This window comes from Pseudomonas sp. Pse1 (assembly GCF_024519635.1).
Classification (GTDB): domain Bacteria; phylum Pseudomonadota; class Gammaproteobacteria; order Pseudomonadales; family Pseudomonadaceae; genus Aquipseudomonas.
Genome location: NZ_JALJRO010000011.1, coordinates 55,582 through 74,726, shown reverse-complemented (window position 1 = coordinate 74,726; position 19,145 = coordinate 55,582). Strand labels below are relative to the sequence as shown.

The window sequence follows — 19,145 nt, the reverse complement described above, 5'->3', positions numbered from 1 at the left end:
CAGGTGATCGCGGTGAGGCAAACCACGCAGGCATTTCGCAGCCGTTACCGGGCGGACATCCATCGTTTCTACAATCCCTGGCTGCATGCGGGGTTTGTGCTGATCTTCGGCATCGGCGCCATCGGCCTGTTCTGCTCTTCCCTGGATCAGGTCAGCGCGGCGCAATGGCTGACGGTTCCACTGACATTGCTGCTGTTCAATTTCGCGGTCTACGGGGTGCACCGCCATCTTGGGCATCACAAGCATGCCTTCGCCCGCCTGTTCTACGCACGGCACACCGGCGATCACCACAGCTTCTTCGCTCCCGGACACATGGCTTACGACAGCGCACGGGACTGGCGTGTGATCCTCTTTCCAGCCTGGCTGATCGTGCTGCACACTCTGCTGTTCGCCCTGCCCGCCTGGTGGCTGCTGAAACAGCTCGATAGCAACGTCGCCGCGCTGTTTGCCAGCTGCCTGGTGCTCGGCTACCTGATCTACGAGGTGTTTCACGCCTGTGAACACCTGCCCGCCGACCATCCCCTGAGCCAGATGCCGTGGATCCGCCAGATGCGCCGCCTGCATGAACTGCATCATCGGCGCGAATTGATGCAGGCGCGCAATTTTAATATCGTTCTGCCACTGGCCGACTACCTGTTCGGCACCCTGTATTGGGAAGACGAACCGGACCACGCCCATCCCTCATCGAGAATGCCCATGACCCGTCTGCAGCATCAGATCGACATTGCCCGCGAGCCCATTGCCGTCCTGGCCTATGCCAGTACCGTCAGCCGCTGGCCGGAGTGGCACCCGTCCTCGCTGCGCGTCGCCGGCCCTCCGGGGCCTTTGCATGCCGGGGCGCGATTCGAGGAAGACATTCATGCCGGAGGCCGTGCCGGACACTTGAGCTGGGAGGTCAGTGAGTACCTGCCGGGACGCCGCTGGAGCGCCCGGGCCCAGGGCGATCACGGACTGGAACTGCAATTGACCTATGAATGCACCGGCGACAGCGCTGACACCCGCTTCGTGCGCACCCTGGAATATCGCTTCAGCAGCCTGTGGATGCGCCTGGTCAATCAGTTACTGCTCAAGCGGCGGATCGAGCGTGAGTCGGCAGTTTCGATGCTGGCCCTGCGCGACATGGCACTGCTACCCCAGTCAATCAATGCCGGAGTCCTCGCCTGATGCGCCGTGAACCCCGTCGCATCAGCGTCAGTCGCTTTTTGCTGGTGGTGATCGTGTTGATCGGCCTGTTCCTGCTACTGGCGCCGACCAAGGTGCAACCGGTGGCCTGGAAACCCGAGCCGGCGCCATCGCTGCAAACCGGAACCTACGCCGAGAACCAGAAGCTGCGTGATCTGGAGCATGTCGGCTCAACCAATATCGACGGGCCGGAAGCGCTGTTGCTGGAGGAAGGTTTCCTGATCAGCGGCCTCAATGACGGCAAGATTATCCGCAGCAGTCTCGATGGCCAGTCGCGCAAGGTGTTGATCGACACCGGAGGACGCCCCTTGGGCCTGGCTCGCCACCCGGACGGCCGGCTGATCATTGCCGACGCGAAAAAGGGGTTGCTGGCCCTCGATGCGCAAGGTCAGTTGATCGTCCTGACCAAAGAAGCCAACAGCCTGCCGTTCGGTTTTACCGACGATGTGGTGATCGACAAGACCGGTCACTACGCCTATTTCAGCGACGCTTCCAGCCGCTGGGGCTACGGCCATGACGGCGAAGCGATCATCGAACATGGTGGCGACGGCCGGTTGCTGCGCTATGACTTTCAAACCGGCAAGACCGAAGTGCTGCTGGATCACCTGCAGTTCGCCAATGGCGTCGCCCTTGGACCGCAGGACAGCTACGTGCTGGTCAATGAAACCGGGGCGTATCGCATCAGTCGTTATTGGTTGAGCGGGCCTATGGCTGGCACCCATGACGTGTTCATCGACAACCTGCCAGGCATGCCCGACAACCTCAGTTTCAATGGCCATGAGCGTTTCTGGGTGGCGCTGTACACGCCGCGCAATGCCTTGCTCGACGCCACTGCCGGGCAACCCTTCGTGCGCAAGATGATTGTCCGGGCCTTGATGGTCCTGCCCAAGCCCGCGGAGCGCCGGGCCTTTGTGGTGGGGGTGGATCTGCAGGGCAAGGTGATCGCCAATCTGCAGGATGCCGGCAGTGGCAATTACTCGCCGATCACCACCGTGCGTGAGTACGGCGACTGGCTGTATTTCGGTTCGTTGAAGGCCAGCCACATGACGCGATTGCCGCTGGGCAAAGCGCTGCAATAGGCACGTAGGATGGGGGGCGCCTGAGAACCCTGTGGGAGCGAGCAGGCTCGCTCCCACAAAAGCTATAGCACTAGCGGCGCGAGGCTCAGGCCTTGCCTGCTCCGTTGAGCCTATCCCTGATTTTATCCTTGATCGAAAGGCGTTCCGTCTTGAGCCTGGTCAGTTGGTCATCCGCCTTGGCGGCGGCTTCCGCGTCGAGCACCTGGGTGTCGATATTGGAATACTTGTCCAGCAGCGCATGCAAATGCGGATCGCTGGCACGCAGTTTCTGAACCTCGTCTCTGGTATGGCTCAAGTCTGCATACAGGTCATGTTTCACCGGCATGGAACACCTCCGTTTGTTGATCGGCGGCGAACACCTTTGGCGTGCTCGCCAGTTGGCAGAATGGCCTTGTCCAGCGGTGGCTGTCGACCGTCAATCAGACCAGCGGCATGGCAAACGGCCGTCAGTCGCCACCGAGGACATGGTGAATCATCGACATCAAGGCATCCGGACTGTAAGGCTTGCTGAGCAAATGGGTGTCCGGACTCAATTGATGGTTGCGGGAAATGATGTCCCGGGTGTGGCCGGAGGTGAACAGCACCGCCACCGGCGGCACCTGGACTTTGGCCCAGGCCGCCAGGTCCGAGCTCTTGATCAGTCCGGGCATCACCACGTCGGTAAATATCAGGTCCACTTTGGTTCCGTCCTGCAACACCTGCATGGCGCTGTCACCGTTGGCGGCGACCAGCACCTGGTAACCCGCCGCCTGCAGGAACTCGACCGTCGTATCGCGTACTTCCTCATGATCCTCCACCACCAGAATAGTCTCGTGGCCGCCATCGTGCTGCGCCCGGCGCACCGGTTGCTCACGGGTCTGGATACGCATGCTGCGGGGGAAATACATCCGCACCACTGTGCCCTCGCCCGGGGTGCTGGTCATATCGATGTGGCCGCCGCTCTGCTTGACGAAACCGAACACCATGCTCAGGCCCAGGCCCGTGCCGTGACCATCGGCCTTGGTGGTGAAGAAGGGTTCGAACGCCTGCTTGAGGGTCTCGCTGTCCATGCCATCGCCGGTATCGTGCACCGACAGCTGCACGTAGTCCCCGGCACTGATGCCCTTGCCCAGGCAAAACTGCCGATCAAGGGTCAGGTTTTTCCCACTGATGGTAATGGTGCCCTCGCCATGCATCGCGTCGCGGGCATTGATCGCCAGGTTGAGCAAGGCGTTTTCCAGTTGATTGCGGTCGACATGGACGGACCAGGGATCGGCGGGCATCTGCACATCGATGTCGATGTTTTCACCCAGTGCCCGCTGCAGCATTTCACCCAACCCCTGGTAAATCTGCCGGGTGTCGAACACCGCGGGTGACAAGGGTTGGCGCCGGGCGAAGGCGAGCAGTTGCGCCGACAGCATGGCGCCGCGTTCCACTGCCGCAAGCGCGGCGCCGACTCGGCGCTGGACATTCGGGTTCTCACTTTCATGACGGGCCAGCAAGTGCAGATTGCCGGCGATCACCTGCAGTAGGTTGTTGAAGTCATGCGCCACGCCACCGGTCAGCCCGCCAATGGCTTCGAGCTTCTGCGATTGGCGCAACTGTTCTTCAGCCGCCAGTCGTGCATCCACTTCCGCGACGACCCGTTGTTCGAGGTCGCGGGTGAACTTGAGCAACGACTCCTCGGCGCTCTTACGCTCGTGAATATCAATCAGCACCCCGGGGAACCGGAACGCCTCGCCCTGCTCGTTCAGTTCGCAACAACCACTGGCCAGCACCCATGAGTAGCTGCCATCGGGACGGAGAATCCGGTACTCGGCATTGAACGCCCCGCCATTTTTCAGCGCCTGTTGCACTTGCTGCTCGACTTGAGGCAGGTCGTAGGGGTGAATCCGCGCACTGGCGGCGTCTGGCGACATGTGTTGCAGCGACTGCTCGGCGGGAAAACAAAACGTACGGGCAAAACGCTCATCGCCCGACAACAGGTTGGCCTTGATGTCCCAGACGAACGAACCGAGCAAGGCCCCGGCGTTCAGCGCCAGGCGCACGCGTTCGTTTTCTGCACGGTAGGCCGCTTGCGCTTGCTCGCGCAGGCGTTCGGAGAGCATGTGCGCCGTGGTTTCCACGACAATCGCCAGAACCCCGCCTGGGCGGCCGTCGTCATCGGCCACCGGACTGTAGGACAGGTCCATGAACACCGCTTCGGGCTGGCCGTTACGCGACAGTTCCAGTTCCTTGTTGCGATAGGACAGGGTTCCGCCAGCCAGGCAGGTGTCGACCACATTGCGATTGAATTCGGCGATTTCCGGCCAGCCCAGCTCCACCGGCGTACCCAGCAAGTACGGATGCCGGCCACCGGCAAATACCGAGTAGGCGTCGTTGTAGATCATGTAGCCGGGCTTGCCCCAGAGCATGACCAGCGGCACGGGGGACGCCAGCAACATTTGCACGTTGCAGCGCAGGCTTTTGCTCCAGGTATCGAAGGGCCCCAGTTCGGTACGGCTCCAGTCGAACGCACGAATGCGTCCGGCCATTTCACCTTTCCAACCCCGACATCCATGGCTTTGCGTTAGAAACTGCATCGATAGACTCTGTGCGCATTTCGCAAAAGTTAAACAACAGTTCGACGCAGGCAGGCCCACGCTCAAGGCTTTGAGCACGGCCGACGCTGATCGTTTCATTGTTATACAACTTCAGCCGATTGTCACAGTGGCTGGCGAGCGGACTACACCTCGATCAGATGTTTGAGCGGGTGGTAGCCGTTCTTCAAACTGGCGGCGCCATCAAGAATCGCCTTCTCGATGCCGTTCAGGTGCATGCAGATCAATTCGATAGCCGCGCTCTGGTTGCCCGCCTCGATGTATTCAATCAGCCGCAGGTGTTCATCGTCGCGGCAGGTCTGGTGACTGTCGTCGTCCAGCGCCACGGCATACAGCGAAGCTCGAGAGATCAGTTTGCAGAACCAGTCGAGCAGCACCGGATTGTTCAGGCTGCGCGCCAGCTTGATGTGGAACTCACCCAACAAATGAATCAGCCGCTCGTGGTCGCCGGCATGCGCCGCCTCGTGCTCCAGCAGCAAGTGATCGCGCAGGTCACGGGTCACCGCAGTGTCGCGGCGTCGGCACAGTTCGCTGACGATGCCGATCTCGATCAGGCGCCGGGTTTCGAATAGTGAACGGATTTCTTCATCACTGGGCAGGGACACCGATGCACCTTTATTGGGCTCGGTCGTGACCAGGCCATCGGCCTCCAACTGCTTGAGTGCCGCCCGCACCGAGGTGCGACTGACATTGAAAAGCTCGGCCAACGATGCCTCTCCCAGCTTCATTCCGGGACGCAAGGTGTGCTTGCTGATCGCCAGGTAAACCCCTTGGTAGACACGGTCTACCGTGGTTTCCAGCTTTTTGTCGGCCATGGGAAAACTCCTTCATCGAAAAACAACCGCCCCGGGCATTCAGCGCCCTCGTGAAAAAGGCGCTTGCATGGGCAGATTAAACGGGGTATTTCTAAATTGCATCCAGATTTTGCATACAATAATTAGAGGAATGCACCATTATGGGTCATCCAGCAGCCATCGAAGTGCGTAACGTCTCAAAACGCTATTCCGAAGACCCGGACCAGGCGCCCGCCCTGGACAACGTGTCGGTGGACATCGCCGATAACGAGTTCTTCACCCTGCTGGGCCCCTCCGGATGCGGTAAAACCACCTTGTTGCGCACCATCGCCGGCTTCGAGCATGTCAGCGATGGCGAGATCCGCCTGGATGGCGAAACGGTCAATCACTTGCCGCCGTTCCAGCGCCGGGTCAACACGGTGTTCCAGAGCTACGCGCTGTTTCCCCATATGAGCGTCGCGCAGAATATCGCCTTCGGCCTCGAGATGCAGGGTCTTGATCGCACGGCGGCGGCGCGACGGGTCGACGAGATGCTGGCGCTGGTGCAAATGCAGCACCTGGCACGGCGCAAGCCCTCCGAGCTGTCCGGTGGTCAACAACAACGGGTGGCCCTGGCCCGCGCCCTGGCCCCCAAGCCCAAGGTGCTGTTGCTGGATGAACCGCTGTCGGCGCTGGACCTCAAGCTGCGTAAGGAAATGCAGGTCGAACTCAAGCGTGTGCAGAAGGAAGCCGGGATCACCTTTATCTTTGTCACCCATGACCAGGAAGAGGCCCTGACCCTTTCCGACCGGATCGCCGTGATGTCCGCCGGCAAAATCCTGCAGATCGGCAGCCCCACCGATATCTACGAACGCCCGCAACATCAGTTTGTCGCCCAGTTCATCGGCGACATCAACTTCCTCCCCGGTCGCCTCAAGCGCGGCCAGGACAACAATAGCCTGTTCCTGCCCAGCGGCATGCCGGTGGAAATCCCCTGTACCCACCCGCTCGGCTTCGACTCACCGGCGGTGCAACTGGCCTTTCGTCCGGAACGCTCGCAACTGGTCGACCCGACACAGCCCCATCACCTGCGCGGGATCATCGAGGCGGTGTTGTATGTCGGCACGGCCACCCTTTATCAGTGCCGGCTGAACAACGACATCAAGGTCATGCTGCGGGAAAACAACGAGGGCCTGAATCGTCCCCGCGCCGTCGGTGAAGGAGTCGCGGTGCACCTGCCGCCCCATGCCTGCCTGCTGATGGAGGCCTGAGCCATGAGCGTCAGTCGCACTTCCCCCGCCCTCAGCCGGGCCCTGCTGCTCAGCCCGGTGGTCCTGACCCTGCTGGGCCTGATTGCGATCCCGCTGGGGATCATGGGTTATATCAGCCTGTTGCCACGCAACGTCTACGGTGGCGTCGACTGGCAGGCCGACTGGCAATTGCAAAGCTACGTGCAGCTGTTTTTCCAGGAAGGTTTCGACGGCGACCTGGAGCTGAACTGGGTCTATGCCCAGGCGTTGCTGCGCTCCATCGGCCAAGCCGGTGGCACCACCCTGCTGTGCTTTTTGTTCGGCTTCCCGGTGGCCCTGTGGATGAGCAGCCTGACCCCACGGCGGCGCAACCTGATGGTGCTGCTGATCACTATTCCGTTCTGGACCAACCTGCTGATCCGCAACTACGCCTGGCTGATCATCCTGCGCGAGCAGGGCTGGGTCGCCCAGAGCCTCAACGCGCTGCTGCCCCAGGCCGGCGGCATTACCCTGCTGTACAACGATTTCGCGGTCAGTGTCGGACTGGTCTACAGCTTCCTGCCATTCATGATCCTGCCGATCTATTCGACCCTGGAAAAACTCGACTGGCGCCTGGTGGAAGCGGCCTATGACCTGGGCGCCAACCGCTGGCTGGCCTTGCGCCGAGTGATCCTGCCGCTGTCGATGCCAGGTGTGATTGCCGGTGCCCTGCTGGTATTTGTGCCGAGCCTCGGCGCGTTCATCACCCCGGCGATCCTCGGCGGCGGCAAGACCCTGATGATCGGCAATCTTATCCAGCAACAGTTCGGCACCGCGCGCAATTGGCCGCTGGGCAGTTCGCTGTCGTTCCTGCTGCTGGGCATCCTGCTGGTGTCCCTGGTGTTCTACGCGCTGTACAGCCGCAAGTCCGCCAACAAACTGAATCGGGGAGCGCAAGCATGATCGCCCTGCACCTGAAGAAATTACCGCTGACCCGCGAAGTCAGCCTGCTGATCCTGGCCTACCTGTACCTGCCGATCTTCGTGCTGATCGCCTACAGCTTCAACGCCAACCGCAGTGCCACGGTGTGGACCGAGTTTTCCTTCGCCTGGTACGGACGCATCATCGCCAACCCGTCGATCCAGACGGCGGCGCTGAACTCGATCATCGTCGCCAGCATCGCCACGGTCTGCGCCACCACCATCGCCCTGCTAGCGGCCCTGGCGACCTATCGGCCGTTCTACGGACAGAAGATGGTCGAGGGCGGAATCAACCTGCCGCTGATCCTGCCGGAGATCGTCACCGCCGTCGCCACCCTGCTGCTGTTCATGGCGCTGGGGATCAAGCTCGGGTTGTTCACGGTGATCATCGCCCACATCGGTTTCTGCATCCCCTTCGCCTACCTGCCGATCCGCGCCCGCCTGAATGACCTGGACAAAAGCCTGCTGGAAGCGGCCAACGACCTGTACGCCAACCCCTGGCAGGTGTTTCGCCGGGTGACCCTGCCGTTGCTGTGGCCGGCGGTGCTGTCCGGTTCGGTGCTGGCATTCGTGGTCAGCCTCGATGATTTCATCATGACCTTCTTCGTCGCCGGCCCCGGCTCCACCACCCTGCCGGTGTACATCTTCTCGGCGATCAAGGCCGGGGTTACCCCGGAGATCAACGCAATTTCGACCCTGATGCTGCTGATTTCCATAGTGCTGGTGGTGCTGGCCTTCTGGCTGGGACAACGTGGCAAGACTGAGTGAGCCCTTTTCCTTCGCGGTACTTCTGGAGCGTGAAAACCATGATATCGAAAAGCCTGCGTTACGCTGTTGCCGGTCTTGCCCTCGGTTGTTCGGCGGCCATGACCGCCCAGGCCGCAGAACCCAAGGAGCTGTTTTTCTACAACTGGACCGACTACTACCCGGTGCCGCTGCTGGCCAAGTTCGAGAAGGAAACCGGGATCAAGGTCACCATGGACGGCTACGACAGCAACGAGACCCTGCTCGCCAAGTTACAGGCCGGCGGCGCAGCGTATGACGTTATCGTGCCGTCGCAATCGATCATGAAAACCCTGATCAACCAGGACCTGCTGCTGGCCATCGACGCCCCCAGCCTGCCGAACTTCCAGTACGTCAAACCGGCGTTCCGCGACCCGTCGTTCGACCCTGGCCGCAAATTTTCCGCGCCCTACCTGTGGGGTTCCACCGGGTTCTCCTACGACAGCGCGCGGGTGCCCGGCGGCAAACTCGACGACTCGTGGAAAGAGTTCTTTGAGCCGCGCAAGGAACTGCAGGGCCAACTGGCCGCCCTCGACACCTCCAGCAGCCTGATCAACGCCGCCAGCCACTACCTGGGCGTCGACGAGTGCAGCGAAAATCCGCAGGACGCGAAGAAGGTGCTGGAACTGCTGCAGAAGCAGAAACCCTTCCTGAAGATGTACAGCTCGGACAACACCGTCGACCGCATGGCCTCCGGCGAAGTGATCATGATGCAGAACTGGAACGGCTCGACCGCACGCGCCACCCTGCAAAAGAGCAGCATCAAGTACGTCTACCCCCGTGAAGGCCTGGCGATGTTTCAGGACAACTTCGCCGTGCCGAAAAGCGCGCCGCATCCGGAGAACGCGAAGATCTTCATCGACTGGATGATGAAGCCGGAAAACGCCGCCGCCGTGTCCAACGCCATCGCCTACGCCAACGGCATCGAGAGCGACCAGTTGCTCGACGCCAAGTGGAAAGTCATGGACGCGATCAACATGCCCGAAGAATTAGCCTCGCGCCTGCGCCCGGAAAAAGAGTGCAGCAACAAGGCGCGGGAGCTGCAGGACCGGATCTGGTCGAAGCTCAAGGGTTGATCCAAGACCGCGTCGCGGCCTTCGCGAGCCTGCTCGCGAAGAGGCCCAACTGGGCAATACAAAACTCAAAGACCTGAACGAGGTTTCCATGACCCCCTCCCACTGGCTCCGCAACGTCCGCCCCTACGGCGCTCCCGCCGAAGACCTGCTGATTGCCAACGGCCTGTTCACCGAACGCCGCCCGGCCTCCACGGCACCGCTTGCACCCAGCGACATCGACGGCCAGTACCAACTGCTGACCCCGGCACTGGTGGAAAGCCATGTGCACCTGGACAAGACCCTCTGGGGTCAGGACTGGCGTCCCAACAGCGCCGGCCCGACCCTCAAGGACTACATCAGCAACGAACGCCAGGTGTTGCGCGACATAACCACGCCGATCGCCGAGCGCGCCGGCGCATTGCTGGAAAATTGCATCGCCCGGGGCTCCCTGACGATGCGCTGCCACGTCGATATCGACCCGGAATTCGGCCTGCGCCACGTCGAAGCCATGCAGCAACTGCGCGAGCGCTATCGCGACCTGATCGACCTCGAACTGGTGGTGTTCCCACAGACCGGCCTGATCAGTCGTCCCGGCACCGCCGAGCTGATGCGCGAGGCCATGGCCCTGGGCGTGGAAAACGTTGGCGGGCTTGACCCCTGCGGCATCGACAACGACCCGATTGCCCAGCTCGACTTCGTGTTCAAGCTGGCCAGCGAATTCGACCGGGGCATCGATATCCATCTGCATGACAAGGGCGAGCTGGGCCTGTGGCAGATTGCGCGGATCGCCGATTACACCGAGCGCTTCGCCCGTCAGGGCCGGGTGATGATCAGCCACGCCTACTGCCTGGGCATGTTGCCCTGGACCCAGGTCAAGCCAGTGGCCGAGCGCCTGGCGGCGTTGGGTATCTCGCTGATGAGTTCGGCACCGGCCGACTGTGCAGTACCGCCCTTCCTCGCTCTGCGCGAAGTGGGGGTCAATGTTTGCCTGGGCTCGGACGGGATCCGCGACGCCTGGTCGCCCATGGGCAATGGCGACATGCTGGAGCGAGCGATGTTGCTGGCGTTGCGCTTCGACCTCAACAAGGACGAAGAACTGGCGGCAGCTTTCGCCGCAGCCACGATCAACGGCGCGCAGGCGTTGGGACGCAAAGGTTACGGCGTGGCGCTGGGGCAACCCGCAGACTTCCTCCTGATGAACGTGCAAACCCTCGGTGAAGCCGTGGTTGCCCGCCCACCGCGCCAGGTCTATCGCGGCGGCCGGTTGATCGCCGCCAATGGCCAACTGCTGGACAGTCACCTGTGACCATCATCGGCCTGAAGGCCAGTTGTGTGGTCGGTTTCGACGGGCGCCAGCACGTGCTGTGGCGCGACGGCCAGGTGGTGTTCGAGGGCTCGCGCATCCTGTTTGTCGGCCGCGATTACTCGGGGCCGGTGGACCAATGGATCGACCATGGCAACGCCCTGATCGGCCCCGGCTTTATCGACCTCGATGCCCTCGGCGATCTTGACTCCACGGTGCTGACCCTGGACAACGGCGATGAATCGCAGATGGGCCGCATGTGGTCCGAGCAATACCTGGCCGCCGGTCCGCGGGAGAGCTACAGCGCCGAAGAAGAAGTCTTCAAGTACCGCTATGCCTTCACCCAGTTGATCCGCAACGGCATCACCACCGCCATGCCGATCACCTCGATGTACTACCGCGAGTGGGCCGAAACCTACGAGGAATTTGCCGCCGTGGCCGAAGTCGCCGTCGACCTCGGGCTGCGCACCTACCTCGGGCCGTGCTACATGAGCGGCATGGCCTATTGGCGGGCCGACGGCCAACTGGACCATCACTGGGACGAGGCCCGGGGCCTGGCGGGGCTGGCGGCGGCCGAACGGTTTTTTGCCGACTTCAATGGCCGCCACGGCGATCTGATTCGCGGCGCGCTGCTGCCCGATCGGATCCAGACCTGTACCCCGGCGCTGCTGCAACGCACCGCGCAGTTGAGCCGCGAACTGAATGCGCCGATGCGCCTGCATTGCTGCCAATCCCCCAGCGAATACGCGATGGTCCAACAACGACGGGGTGCCTCGCCGCTGGCCTGGCTGCAGCAACTCGACCTGCTCACCCCGCGCAGCCTGCTGCCCCACGGCATTTACACCAGTGGCGACGACGACCTGCAGCGGGTGCTCGACGGCGGTGCCAGCCTGGTGCATTGCCCGGTGGTGTTCGCCCGCGATGGCGAGGCGCTGAATTCGTTTGGCCGCTACCGGGCCAAGGGCATCAACCTGGCCCTGGGCACCGACACCTGGCCGGCGGACCTGCTGGACAACATGCGCCAGGGCCTGAACATCGCCCGCCTCATGGAACGCGGCGGCCATCTGACCAGCGCGCTGGACCTGTATAACGCCGCCACCCTTGGGGGCGCCAAAGCCCTGGGACGCGATGACCTGGGACGCCTGGCGCCCGGGGCCAAGGCCGACATTACAGTGTTCAGCCTCGAGGGCCTGCACCTGGGGCCGCTGTTCGATCCGCTGAAAAACCTGGTCCTCGCCGGACGCGGCGACGACTGCATCGCCAGTTACATCGACGGCCGCTGCGTGATGCGCGACGGCCAGGTGCAGGGCATCGACTACCCCGCCCTGCAACGCCAGGCGCAAAAACAGTACGCCAAGCTGATGCGCAGCCACAGCCAGCGCGCCGCCGACCAGCCCGCTTGGCAAACCTTGTTCAAGCCGGCCATCCCGTTTGCCGACGACTACAGCGCGCAGGCGCCGCTCTGCACAATCGACCCCCTTCGCGATTGATCCCCGGAGTTCAAAGCCCATGCACAGTTTCGACTTCAGCTCTCTCAGTCCACGGGACAAATACAAGATCCTGATCGGCAGTGTGGTCCCGCGCCCGATTGCCCTGGTCACCACCATCGACGGCGAAGGCCGGGTCAATGCCGCACCGTTTAGCTTCTTCAACGCGCTGTCGGCCGATCCGCCGATCCTCGCCCTCGGGGTGGAAAACTACGGCGACCTGAGCCCGAAAGACACCACGCGCAATATCCAGCTCAACCAGGAATTCACCGTCAACATCGTCAGCGATGCACTGGTGGAAGCGATGAATATCTGCGCCGTGCCCTTCGCCCCCGGCTTTGACGAACTGACCGCCGCTGGCCTGACGGCAATCCCCGGCACCCGGGTCAGTTGCCCACGCATCGGCGAAGCCCCGGTAGCGCTGGAGTGCCGGCGGATGATGGCGCTGAACATCGGCCAGTCGCGGGAAATCATTTTCGGCGAGGTGTTGATGGCCCATGTCCGCGACGAACTGATCGACCCCAAGACCCTGTACATCGACCAACTCGGTCTCGACGCCATTGGCCGCATGGGCGGTCACGGCTACGCCCGCACCCGCGACTACTTCGACCTGCCCACTCGCACGCTGCAAGCCTGGAACGAGGCGCCGGGGGGTGGGGAGCGGAGTTGGCCGGGTGGAGTGGCTGGCGATGGGCGACAGCGATGACGCGGGGCGTGTCAGGCGCTGCAATTGTGCCTGGCACCCCACCCACCAACGGTTCAACGAAAATCCCGGCTGAACACGCTGATGCCATTGAGCAGCGGGCTCAGGTCGCTCAGCCGGCCGGCGATCAGGTGGCGGACTTCGCCGACCTGTTCCCAGCGGCCATCGACCCTGAGCAATTGCGAGCCGACCAGAGCCTTGCGCTGGCGCTCGGCCAGGTCGCGCCAGACCACCACATTGATGTTGCCGAACTCGTCCTCGAGGGTGACGAAGGTCACGCCACTGGCGGTGCCCGGGCGCTGGCGGCCGGTGACCAGGCCGGCCACGCTGACATTGCGCCCATGTTCGACGTCCAGCAGTTCCTGCGAGCTGCGGCAGCGCAGGCCGCGCAATTGCGTGCGCAACAATGCCAGCGGATGCGGGCCCAGGGTGGTGCCGACGCTGTGATAATCGGCGTGCAGGTCTTCGCTGACGCTGGGCGTGGGCAGGCATACCGCGGGTTCATCCTGGCTGGGCAAACCGGCGAACAATCCCAGTTGCTGCTGCACCCCCGCCACTTCCCAGCGCGCCCGGTGCCGATCCCCGGCCAGTTGGCGCAGGGCGCCAGCGTCGGCCAGTAACGCCTGGGCCCGGGCATCGAGCTGGGCGCGCCGGCCGAGGTCCGCGACGTCGACAAAGTCGCCCTGCAAGCGGACGACTTCGATTCGCCGGGCATCCTCCTCGCGAAATCCCTTGATCATCCGCAGCCCCAGGCGAATCGCCGGTTGCTGGCCGTCGGTCGGCTCCAGGCTGCAATCCCAGTCGCTGGCACAGACGTCCACTGCGCGCACGTGCAGATGATGCCGGCGCACATCCTGGAGAATCTGATCCGGACTGTAAAAACCCATCGGCCAGCTATTGATCAGGGCACAGGCGAAGGCCGCCGGTTCATGGCATTTGAGCCAGCAACTGGCGTAGGTCAACAGGGCGAAGCTGGCAGCGTGGGACTCGGGAAAACCGTAGCTGCCAAAGCCTTTGATCTGTTCGAAGATCTGCGCGGCAAAGGCCTCTGAGTAGCCATTTCTGAGCATGCCTTCGCGCAGGCGGACCTGGTGCGAGTCCAGCCCGCCGTGACGTTTCCAGGCGGCCATGGCCCGGCGCAACTGGTCGGCCTCGCCGGGGCTGTAGTCGGCGGCGACAATGGCGATCTGCATCACCTGCTCCTGGAACAACGGCACCCCCAGGGTGCGCTTGAGCACGGCTTCCAACGCCGTGGACGGATAGGTCTCCGGCTCCTCCTTGTTGCGCCGTCGCAGGTACGGATGGACCATGCCGCCCTGGATCGGCCCGGGGCGGACAATGGCCACTTCGATCACCAGGTCATAGAATTTGCGCGGCTGCAGGCGCGGCAGCATCGACATCTGCGCCCGCGATTCGATCTGGAACACGCCGATGGTGTCGGCGCGGCAAATCATGTCGTAGGTGGCCGGGTCCTCGGCCGGGATCTTCGACAGGCTCAACTCCAATCCACGGTAGTAGCGCACCAGGTCGAAACAGCGGCGAATCGCGCTGAGCATGCCCAGGGCGAGAATATCGACCTTGAGCAGGCCAACCATGTCCAGGTCATCCTTGTCCCACTGGATGATCGTGCGTTCGGCCATGGCGGCGTTTTCCACCGGCACCAGGCTGTCCAGTGGCTGCTCGGAAATCACGAAGCCACCGGGATGCTGGGACAGGTGGCGGGGAAAACCGATCAGTTGCCGGGTCAACCCCAGCACCCGGCGCAGCACCGGGCTGTCGGGATCGAACCCGCCCTCGCGCAGGCGATCCAGTGGTGGCGCTTCGTCGCTCCAGCGTGCGCAGCAATCGGCCAGGGCATTGATCTGGTCCGCTGGCAAACCCAGGGCCTTGGCCACATCGCGGATCGCACCGGCCCCGTGGTAAGTGCTGACCACCGCGGTCAGCGCGGCGCGGCGACGTCCGTAACGCTGGAACACGTACTGCAGGACTTCTTCACGACGCTCATGCTCGAAATCGACGTCGATGTCCGGCGGCTCGTTACGCTCGCGGGACAGAAACCGTTCGAACAACATGTTCATCCGGCTCGGGTCGATCTCGGTGATGCCCAGGGCGTAGCACACCGCCGAGTTGGCGGCCGAGCCTCGACCCTGGCAGAGGATGCGCTGGCGCCGAGCAAAGCTGACGATGTCCTCCACCGTCAGGAAATAACTTTCGTAGCCGAGTTCGGCAATCAGTTGCAGCTCTTTATCGATCAGCGCCAGTACCTGGCTGCTCGGTCCCTCGGGCCAGCGCCGGCACAGACCCTGTTCGGTCAGGCGGCGCAGCCAGGACGTCGGCGTCTGTCCCTCGGGCACCAGTTCGCGCGGGTACTGGTAGCGCAACTGGCCAAGGTCGAAGCTACAGCGCCGGGCGATCACCAGGCTCTGCTCGAGCAAGGCCGCCGGGTACAGCGCGCGCAGGGTTTCAAGACTGCGCAGGTGGCGCTCGCCATTGGGGTGCAGGCGTTGGCCGGCAGCCGCCACCGGCACATGCAGGCGAATCGCGGTCATGGTGTCCTGCAGGGCTCGCCGGCCCCGGGCATGCATGTGCACATCGCCGCTGGCCACCGCCGGGATCTGCAAGCCCACCGCCAGCGCCTGCAGTTCGGCCAGGCGCCGGGCATCGTCCTGCCCGCAATGCAATTCGACCGCCAGCCACAGGCGCCCGGCGAAGCGCTGCTGCAACCAGGCGCCATGGGCCTCAACCTCAGTACTGTCCGGCAGCCACAGGACCAATAGCCCCGGCATGGGCTCGTCGAAGTCTTCGCGCAGGACCCGGTACTGGCCTTTCTCGCTGCGCCTCCGGGCATGGGTGATCAAGCGGCACAACGCCTGGTAACCGTCGAGGTTTTCCACCAGCAGCACCAGTTTCGGGCCGTCCTCGATGCGCAACTCACTGCCGATGATCAGTGGCAGGCCCAACACCCTGGACGCCTGCCAGGCGCGGACGATACCGGCCAGGGTGCATTCGTCGGTGATTGCCAGGGCCTGGTAGCCCTGGGCCTTGGCCCGTTCAAATAGCTCATGGGCACTGGAGGCCCCGCGCTGGAAACTGAAGTTCGACAGGCAGTGCAGTTCGGCATAACCGGCGCTCATGCGAACCAGCCTTGCAGCCACAGCGGCCCGCCCTCGCCCACCTCGCGATACGCCCAGCCCTGCTGCCCGGAGCGGGTTTCGATCAGGTAGTAGTCACGGCGTACGTCGGCGCCATCCCACCAGCCGGACTCAATGCGCTCCGGCCCCATGAGGATCTGCGCCACACCCTCCTGCACCGGCAACGGTTCACTGAGCAACCAACCCGGGCGCCGCACGTCCGATAGCAACTCGGTCAACTGGCTCTGGCTGCGGGGCTGCCAGGCACACTCCGGCCGATGATCGGCCTGGAAACCCAGGCCTTGCACCGTATCGTCACCCAGCCGGGCACGCAGGCGCTCGCGCAGTTGCTCCCAGGGCAAGGATTGCTGGGGGCGTTCGTCGAACAGTTCGCGGCGCTGCGGCACGAAGCTTGGCAAATCCCGAGCCGACAGGCGCAAACCGCGCACCGGCGCCTCGACCTGGACTTGCTCCAGGCGCCCACGGGCCAGCTCGAACAGCATGCCCGGGTCGCGCTCGGCGCTGAGCAGTCCAACCTTGACCAGGGTATCGGGCAGGCCGGCATGTTCCAGGTGCAGGTCGAAGCGCTGGACGCCACTGTCGCGACCGCAGAGAAATGCGGCCAGGTCAGCGGTCAGGCGACGCAATGGAAACAGCAGGGCCTGGTGTGATTGCACATCGAAATTCAGTTCGATGCGCACATCGAAGCAGTCCGGCGGCAAGTAAAACCCCAGGGCCAGTGGGCGCTCGCCAAGCAAGGTATCGAGGTGCTTGAGCAGCGCAGCTTCAAAGCGCCGGGCCAGGGTCTGGCGCGGCAGTGCGCGGACCTGAGCGAGGGTGCGCAAGCCCATCCGCGACAGGGCCGTGGCGTCTGAGGGTGGCAGGCCGATGCGCTCGACCGACATTTGCCCGAGCAAACATTCCAGGCTGGACTGATCAGACACCGCCAGGCCGTCGTGGGCATTGGCGAGAATCCGCGCGGCCAGTGGATTGGGCGCGGCCACCAGGCGATGGCGAAAACCCAATGCCGTCAGCTCGGCGCGCAACCGCGCCTCGAACTGCGGCCAGGGCCCGAACAGCCCCAGGCTCGACTCGATTTCAAAGAGTACGGTGCGCGGGAAATGCACGCTGACCTGGGAACTGAAACCATAGGCCCAGGCGGCGAGAAACTGCTGCCAATGCTCGACACCGGCGACGTCATAGTCGGCACTGACAAAGGCCTTGCTCAGGGCCTGGGCGGCCGTCATCGACTGGCCCGCACGCAACCCCAGGGCCCGCGCCGGCTCATTGACCGCCTGCAACACCCGCCGCTGGGCCGGACCGCTAAGCAATACCAGCGGTTCATCGGGATCGCTGCGCTGGCGCATGACCGCGTCCAGCGCCAACTGCGGGAAAACAATACAGACCCAGCGCATCGCAACCTCAATGCCGGGTGGCGAAGGCGATCGGTGCCGGACGGGCCAACCCACCCCGGCACTTGAGCACCCGCAACTGCGCCGGCCGTGCATCGATGGCAATGCGCAGGGCGGCCGGCGAAGGGTTGAGCGCCTCCTGGCTGGCACGGTAGGCGAACGCCAGGGTCTGACCGGTTTCGGCCGCCACCTGCAAACGCCGCAAGACCCGGTCGTCGGCCTGCTTCGGCCAGCACAGCACGGCGCCGCAGCTGCCCGAGCGCAGGCATTGCTCGGCGGCCCATAGTGCTTCGCGGTCAGAGGCCTGGATGATCGATAACTGGCGCAGGTCGATCCCGGCGTTCTGCCACGCCTGGGGATAGGGAATAGCAGGCGGCGCGACCAGCACCACCCGCTCGCCAGCAGCGGTCAATCGGGCCAGGGTCGGCCAGACCAGTTGCAGCTCGCCGACGCCCTGGCCGGCAATCAGAATTTCCGTCAGCGCCGCCTCCGGCCAGCCGCCAGCGGGCAATGCCGCGTCCAGCCCTGGGTGACCGGTGGGTTGGGTGCTGACATTGGCTGGCGCAGGCCGGCCTTTCCAGACCTGGCCGCCATTGAACAGGGTATCCAGCGCAACGACGGCGCCCATCAGCCTTGCCTCACCAGGCCACAGAACACCCCTTCGATCGCCAGGTCCTGATCGGCGCCGACCACAATCGGGCTGTAGGCCGGGTTGCGCGGCAGCAGGTGCACACTGTCGGCGTGACGTTCGAAACGCTTGATGGTGACCTCGCCTTCCAGCCGCGCGACCACGATCTGGCCATTTTCCACCTGGGCACTGCGACGTACGCCTACCAGGTCACCGTCGAGGATGCCGTCGCCAATCATCGAATCACCCTGGACCCGCAGCAGGTAGTCAGGGATACGGGAAAACAGCGCCGGGTCGAGCCACAAACGGCTGTGCACCTCGGCATCGACACCGATCGGCGCACCGGCGGCGACCCGCCCGAGCACCGGGATGTCGAGCAGTTCCGGGCGGCGCGGCTGATTGAGCAGGCGAATGCCTCGGGCCTGATGGGGATTGACCTCGATGAAGCCGGCTTCGGTCAGCGCAATCACATGCTTGCGCGCCACGCTGCGCGAGGCAAAACCGAAGGCCTCGCTGATTTCAGCGAGGCTCGGGGGCTGGCCTTGTTGAGCGATACGGTCGCTGATGAAGGTCAGGATGGCGGCACGACGGGGAGTTAATGTAGTCATGGAGTACATTTGTACTCCTGTCGGGTTTTTCTGACAAGAACCGCCAGTCGCGATGATTGGGAAGACGACACAATGTGCCCCCTCCAGCGGGAGCGGGCCTGCCCACGATTGGGCCTATCAATTCAAGGAAAAGATTCCATGGGACATCGTCATCGCCGGCAAGCCGGTTCCCACAGAGGGCATGTCATCCTTCAATTCAACATGCACCACAGA

The 19,145-nt window shown here is 63.4% G+C and carries 16 protein-coding genes; 9 read left to right on the top strand and 7 right to left on the bottom strand.

The features are described from left to right. Nucleotides 1–12: 12 nt before the first annotated feature. Nucleotides 13–1,164, top strand: coding sequence for an SRPBCC family protein (locus tag NR126_RS17255; protein WP_027616127.1), 1,152 nt, complete (start codon nucleotides 13–15; stop codon nucleotides 1,162–1,164). Further along, nucleotides 1,164–2,261, top strand: coding sequence for an SMP-30/gluconolactonase/LRE family protein (locus NR126_RS17250; RefSeq protein WP_256830703.1), 1,098 nt, complete (start codon nucleotides 1,164–1,166; stop codon nucleotides 2,259–2,261). Before NR126_RS17255 ends, NR126_RS17250 begins: the two co-directional genes overlap by 1 nt. An 85-nt stretch (nucleotides 2,262–2,346) precedes the next feature. Here the strand turns inward: NR126_RS17250 and NR126_RS17245 are convergent, their stop codons facing one another. The 3 genes from NR126_RS17245 to NR126_RS17235 form a co-directional block, all read right to left on the bottom strand. After that, the gene (locus tag NR126_RS17245; RefSeq protein WP_027616125.1) at nucleotides 2,347–2,586 is read right to left on the bottom strand and encodes a DUF465 domain-containing protein; all 240 of its coding nucleotides are present in this window, start codon (nucleotides 2,584–2,586) and stop codon (nucleotides 2,347–2,349) included. Nucleotides 2,587–2,707: 121 nt separating this feature from the next. Continuing rightward, entirely contained in the window at nucleotides 2,708–4,822 is a 2,115-nt protein-coding gene (locus tag NR126_RS17240) for a PAS domain-containing sensor histidine kinase (RefSeq protein ID WP_256830702.1), read from the bottom strand. A 143-nt stretch (nucleotides 4,823–4,965) separates the two neighbouring features. Next, nucleotides 4,966–5,655 (bottom strand): GntR family transcriptional regulator, encoded by a 690-nt coding sequence (locus tag NR126_RS17235; protein ID WP_027616123.1) that lies wholly within the window; start codon nucleotides 5,653–5,655, stop codon nucleotides 4,966–4,968. 140 nt (nucleotides 5,656–5,795) lie between these two features. On the opposite strand from NR126_RS17235, the gene NR126_RS17230 reads away from it, so the two are divergent. From NR126_RS17230 to NR126_RS17200, 7 genes are all read left to right on the top strand, one after another. Beyond that, nucleotides 5,796–6,884, top strand: coding sequence for an ABC transporter ATP-binding protein (locus NR126_RS17230; protein ID WP_027616122.1), 1,089 nt, complete (start codon nucleotides 5,796–5,798; stop codon nucleotides 6,882–6,884). A 3-nt stretch (nucleotides 6,885–6,887) separates the two neighbouring features. Then, a complete protein-coding gene (locus NR126_RS17225) occupies nucleotides 6,888–7,805 on the top strand; it encodes an ABC transporter permease (RefSeq protein ID WP_027616121.1) in 918 nt (305 codons plus the stop codon). Further along, nucleotides 7,802–8,590, top strand: coding sequence for an ABC transporter permease (locus NR126_RS17220; protein ID WP_033865875.1), 789 nt, complete (start codon nucleotides 7,802–7,804; stop codon nucleotides 8,588–8,590). Before NR126_RS17225 ends, NR126_RS17220 begins: the two co-directional genes overlap by 4 nt. A gap of 38 nt (nucleotides 8,591–8,628) precedes the next feature. After that, nucleotides 8,629–9,681, top strand: coding sequence for an extracellular solute-binding protein (locus NR126_RS17215; RefSeq protein ID WP_027616119.1), 1,053 nt, complete (start codon nucleotides 8,629–8,631; stop codon nucleotides 9,679–9,681). A gap of 88 nt (nucleotides 9,682–9,769) precedes the next feature. After that, nucleotides 9,770–10,966, top strand: coding sequence for an amidohydrolase family protein (locus NR126_RS17210; RefSeq protein ID WP_256830701.1), 1,197 nt, complete (start codon nucleotides 9,770–9,772; stop codon nucleotides 10,964–10,966). After that, nucleotides 10,963–12,453, top strand: a complete 1,491-nt coding sequence (locus tag NR126_RS17205; RefSeq protein ID WP_256830700.1) for an amidohydrolase family protein — start codon at nucleotides 10,963–10,965, stop codon at nucleotides 12,451–12,453. The genes NR126_RS17210 and NR126_RS17205 overlap by 4 nt, the downstream gene beginning before the upstream one ends. A gap of 19 nt (nucleotides 12,454–12,472) precedes the next feature. Further along, complete coding sequence (locus NR126_RS17200; protein WP_027616116.1) at nucleotides 12,473–13,156, top strand: flavin reductase family protein; 684 nt, start codon at nucleotides 12,473–12,475, stop codon at nucleotides 13,154–13,156. A gap of 53 nt (nucleotides 13,157–13,209) precedes the next feature. Here NR126_RS17200 and NR126_RS17195 read toward each other — a convergent pair whose 3' ends face one another. From NR126_RS17195 to lexA, 4 genes are read right to left on the bottom strand one after another with little or no spacing between them, the layout of a single operon-like run. Further along, nucleotides 13,210–16,308 carry an error-prone DNA polymerase gene (locus tag NR126_RS17195; RefSeq protein ID WP_256830699.1) on the bottom strand — a complete coding sequence of 1,033 codons (3,099 nt, stop codon included), beginning with the start codon at nucleotides 16,306–16,308 and terminating at the stop codon, nucleotides 13,210–13,212. After that, nucleotides 16,284–17,699: a DNA polymerase Y family protein gene (locus tag NR126_RS17190; protein ID WP_256830698.1), complete on the bottom strand. Its 1,416-nt coding sequence runs from the start codon at nucleotides 17,697–17,699 to the stop codon at nucleotides 16,284–16,286. Before NR126_RS17190 ends, NR126_RS17195 begins: the two co-directional genes overlap by 25 nt. Before the next feature lie 7 nt (nucleotides 17,700–17,706). After that, a complete protein-coding gene (imuA, locus tag NR126_RS17185) occupies nucleotides 17,707–18,324 on the bottom strand; it encodes a translesion DNA synthesis-associated protein ImuA (protein WP_256830697.1) in 618 nt (205 codons plus the stop codon). Continuing rightward, on the bottom strand, nucleotides 18,324–18,941 hold the full coding sequence (gene lexA, locus NR126_RS17180) for a transcriptional repressor LexA (protein WP_027616112.1): 618 nt from the start codon (nucleotides 18,939–18,941) through the stop codon (nucleotides 18,324–18,326). Before lexA ends, imuA begins: the two co-directional genes overlap by 1 nt. Nucleotides 18,942–19,145 lie beyond the last annotated feature (204 nt).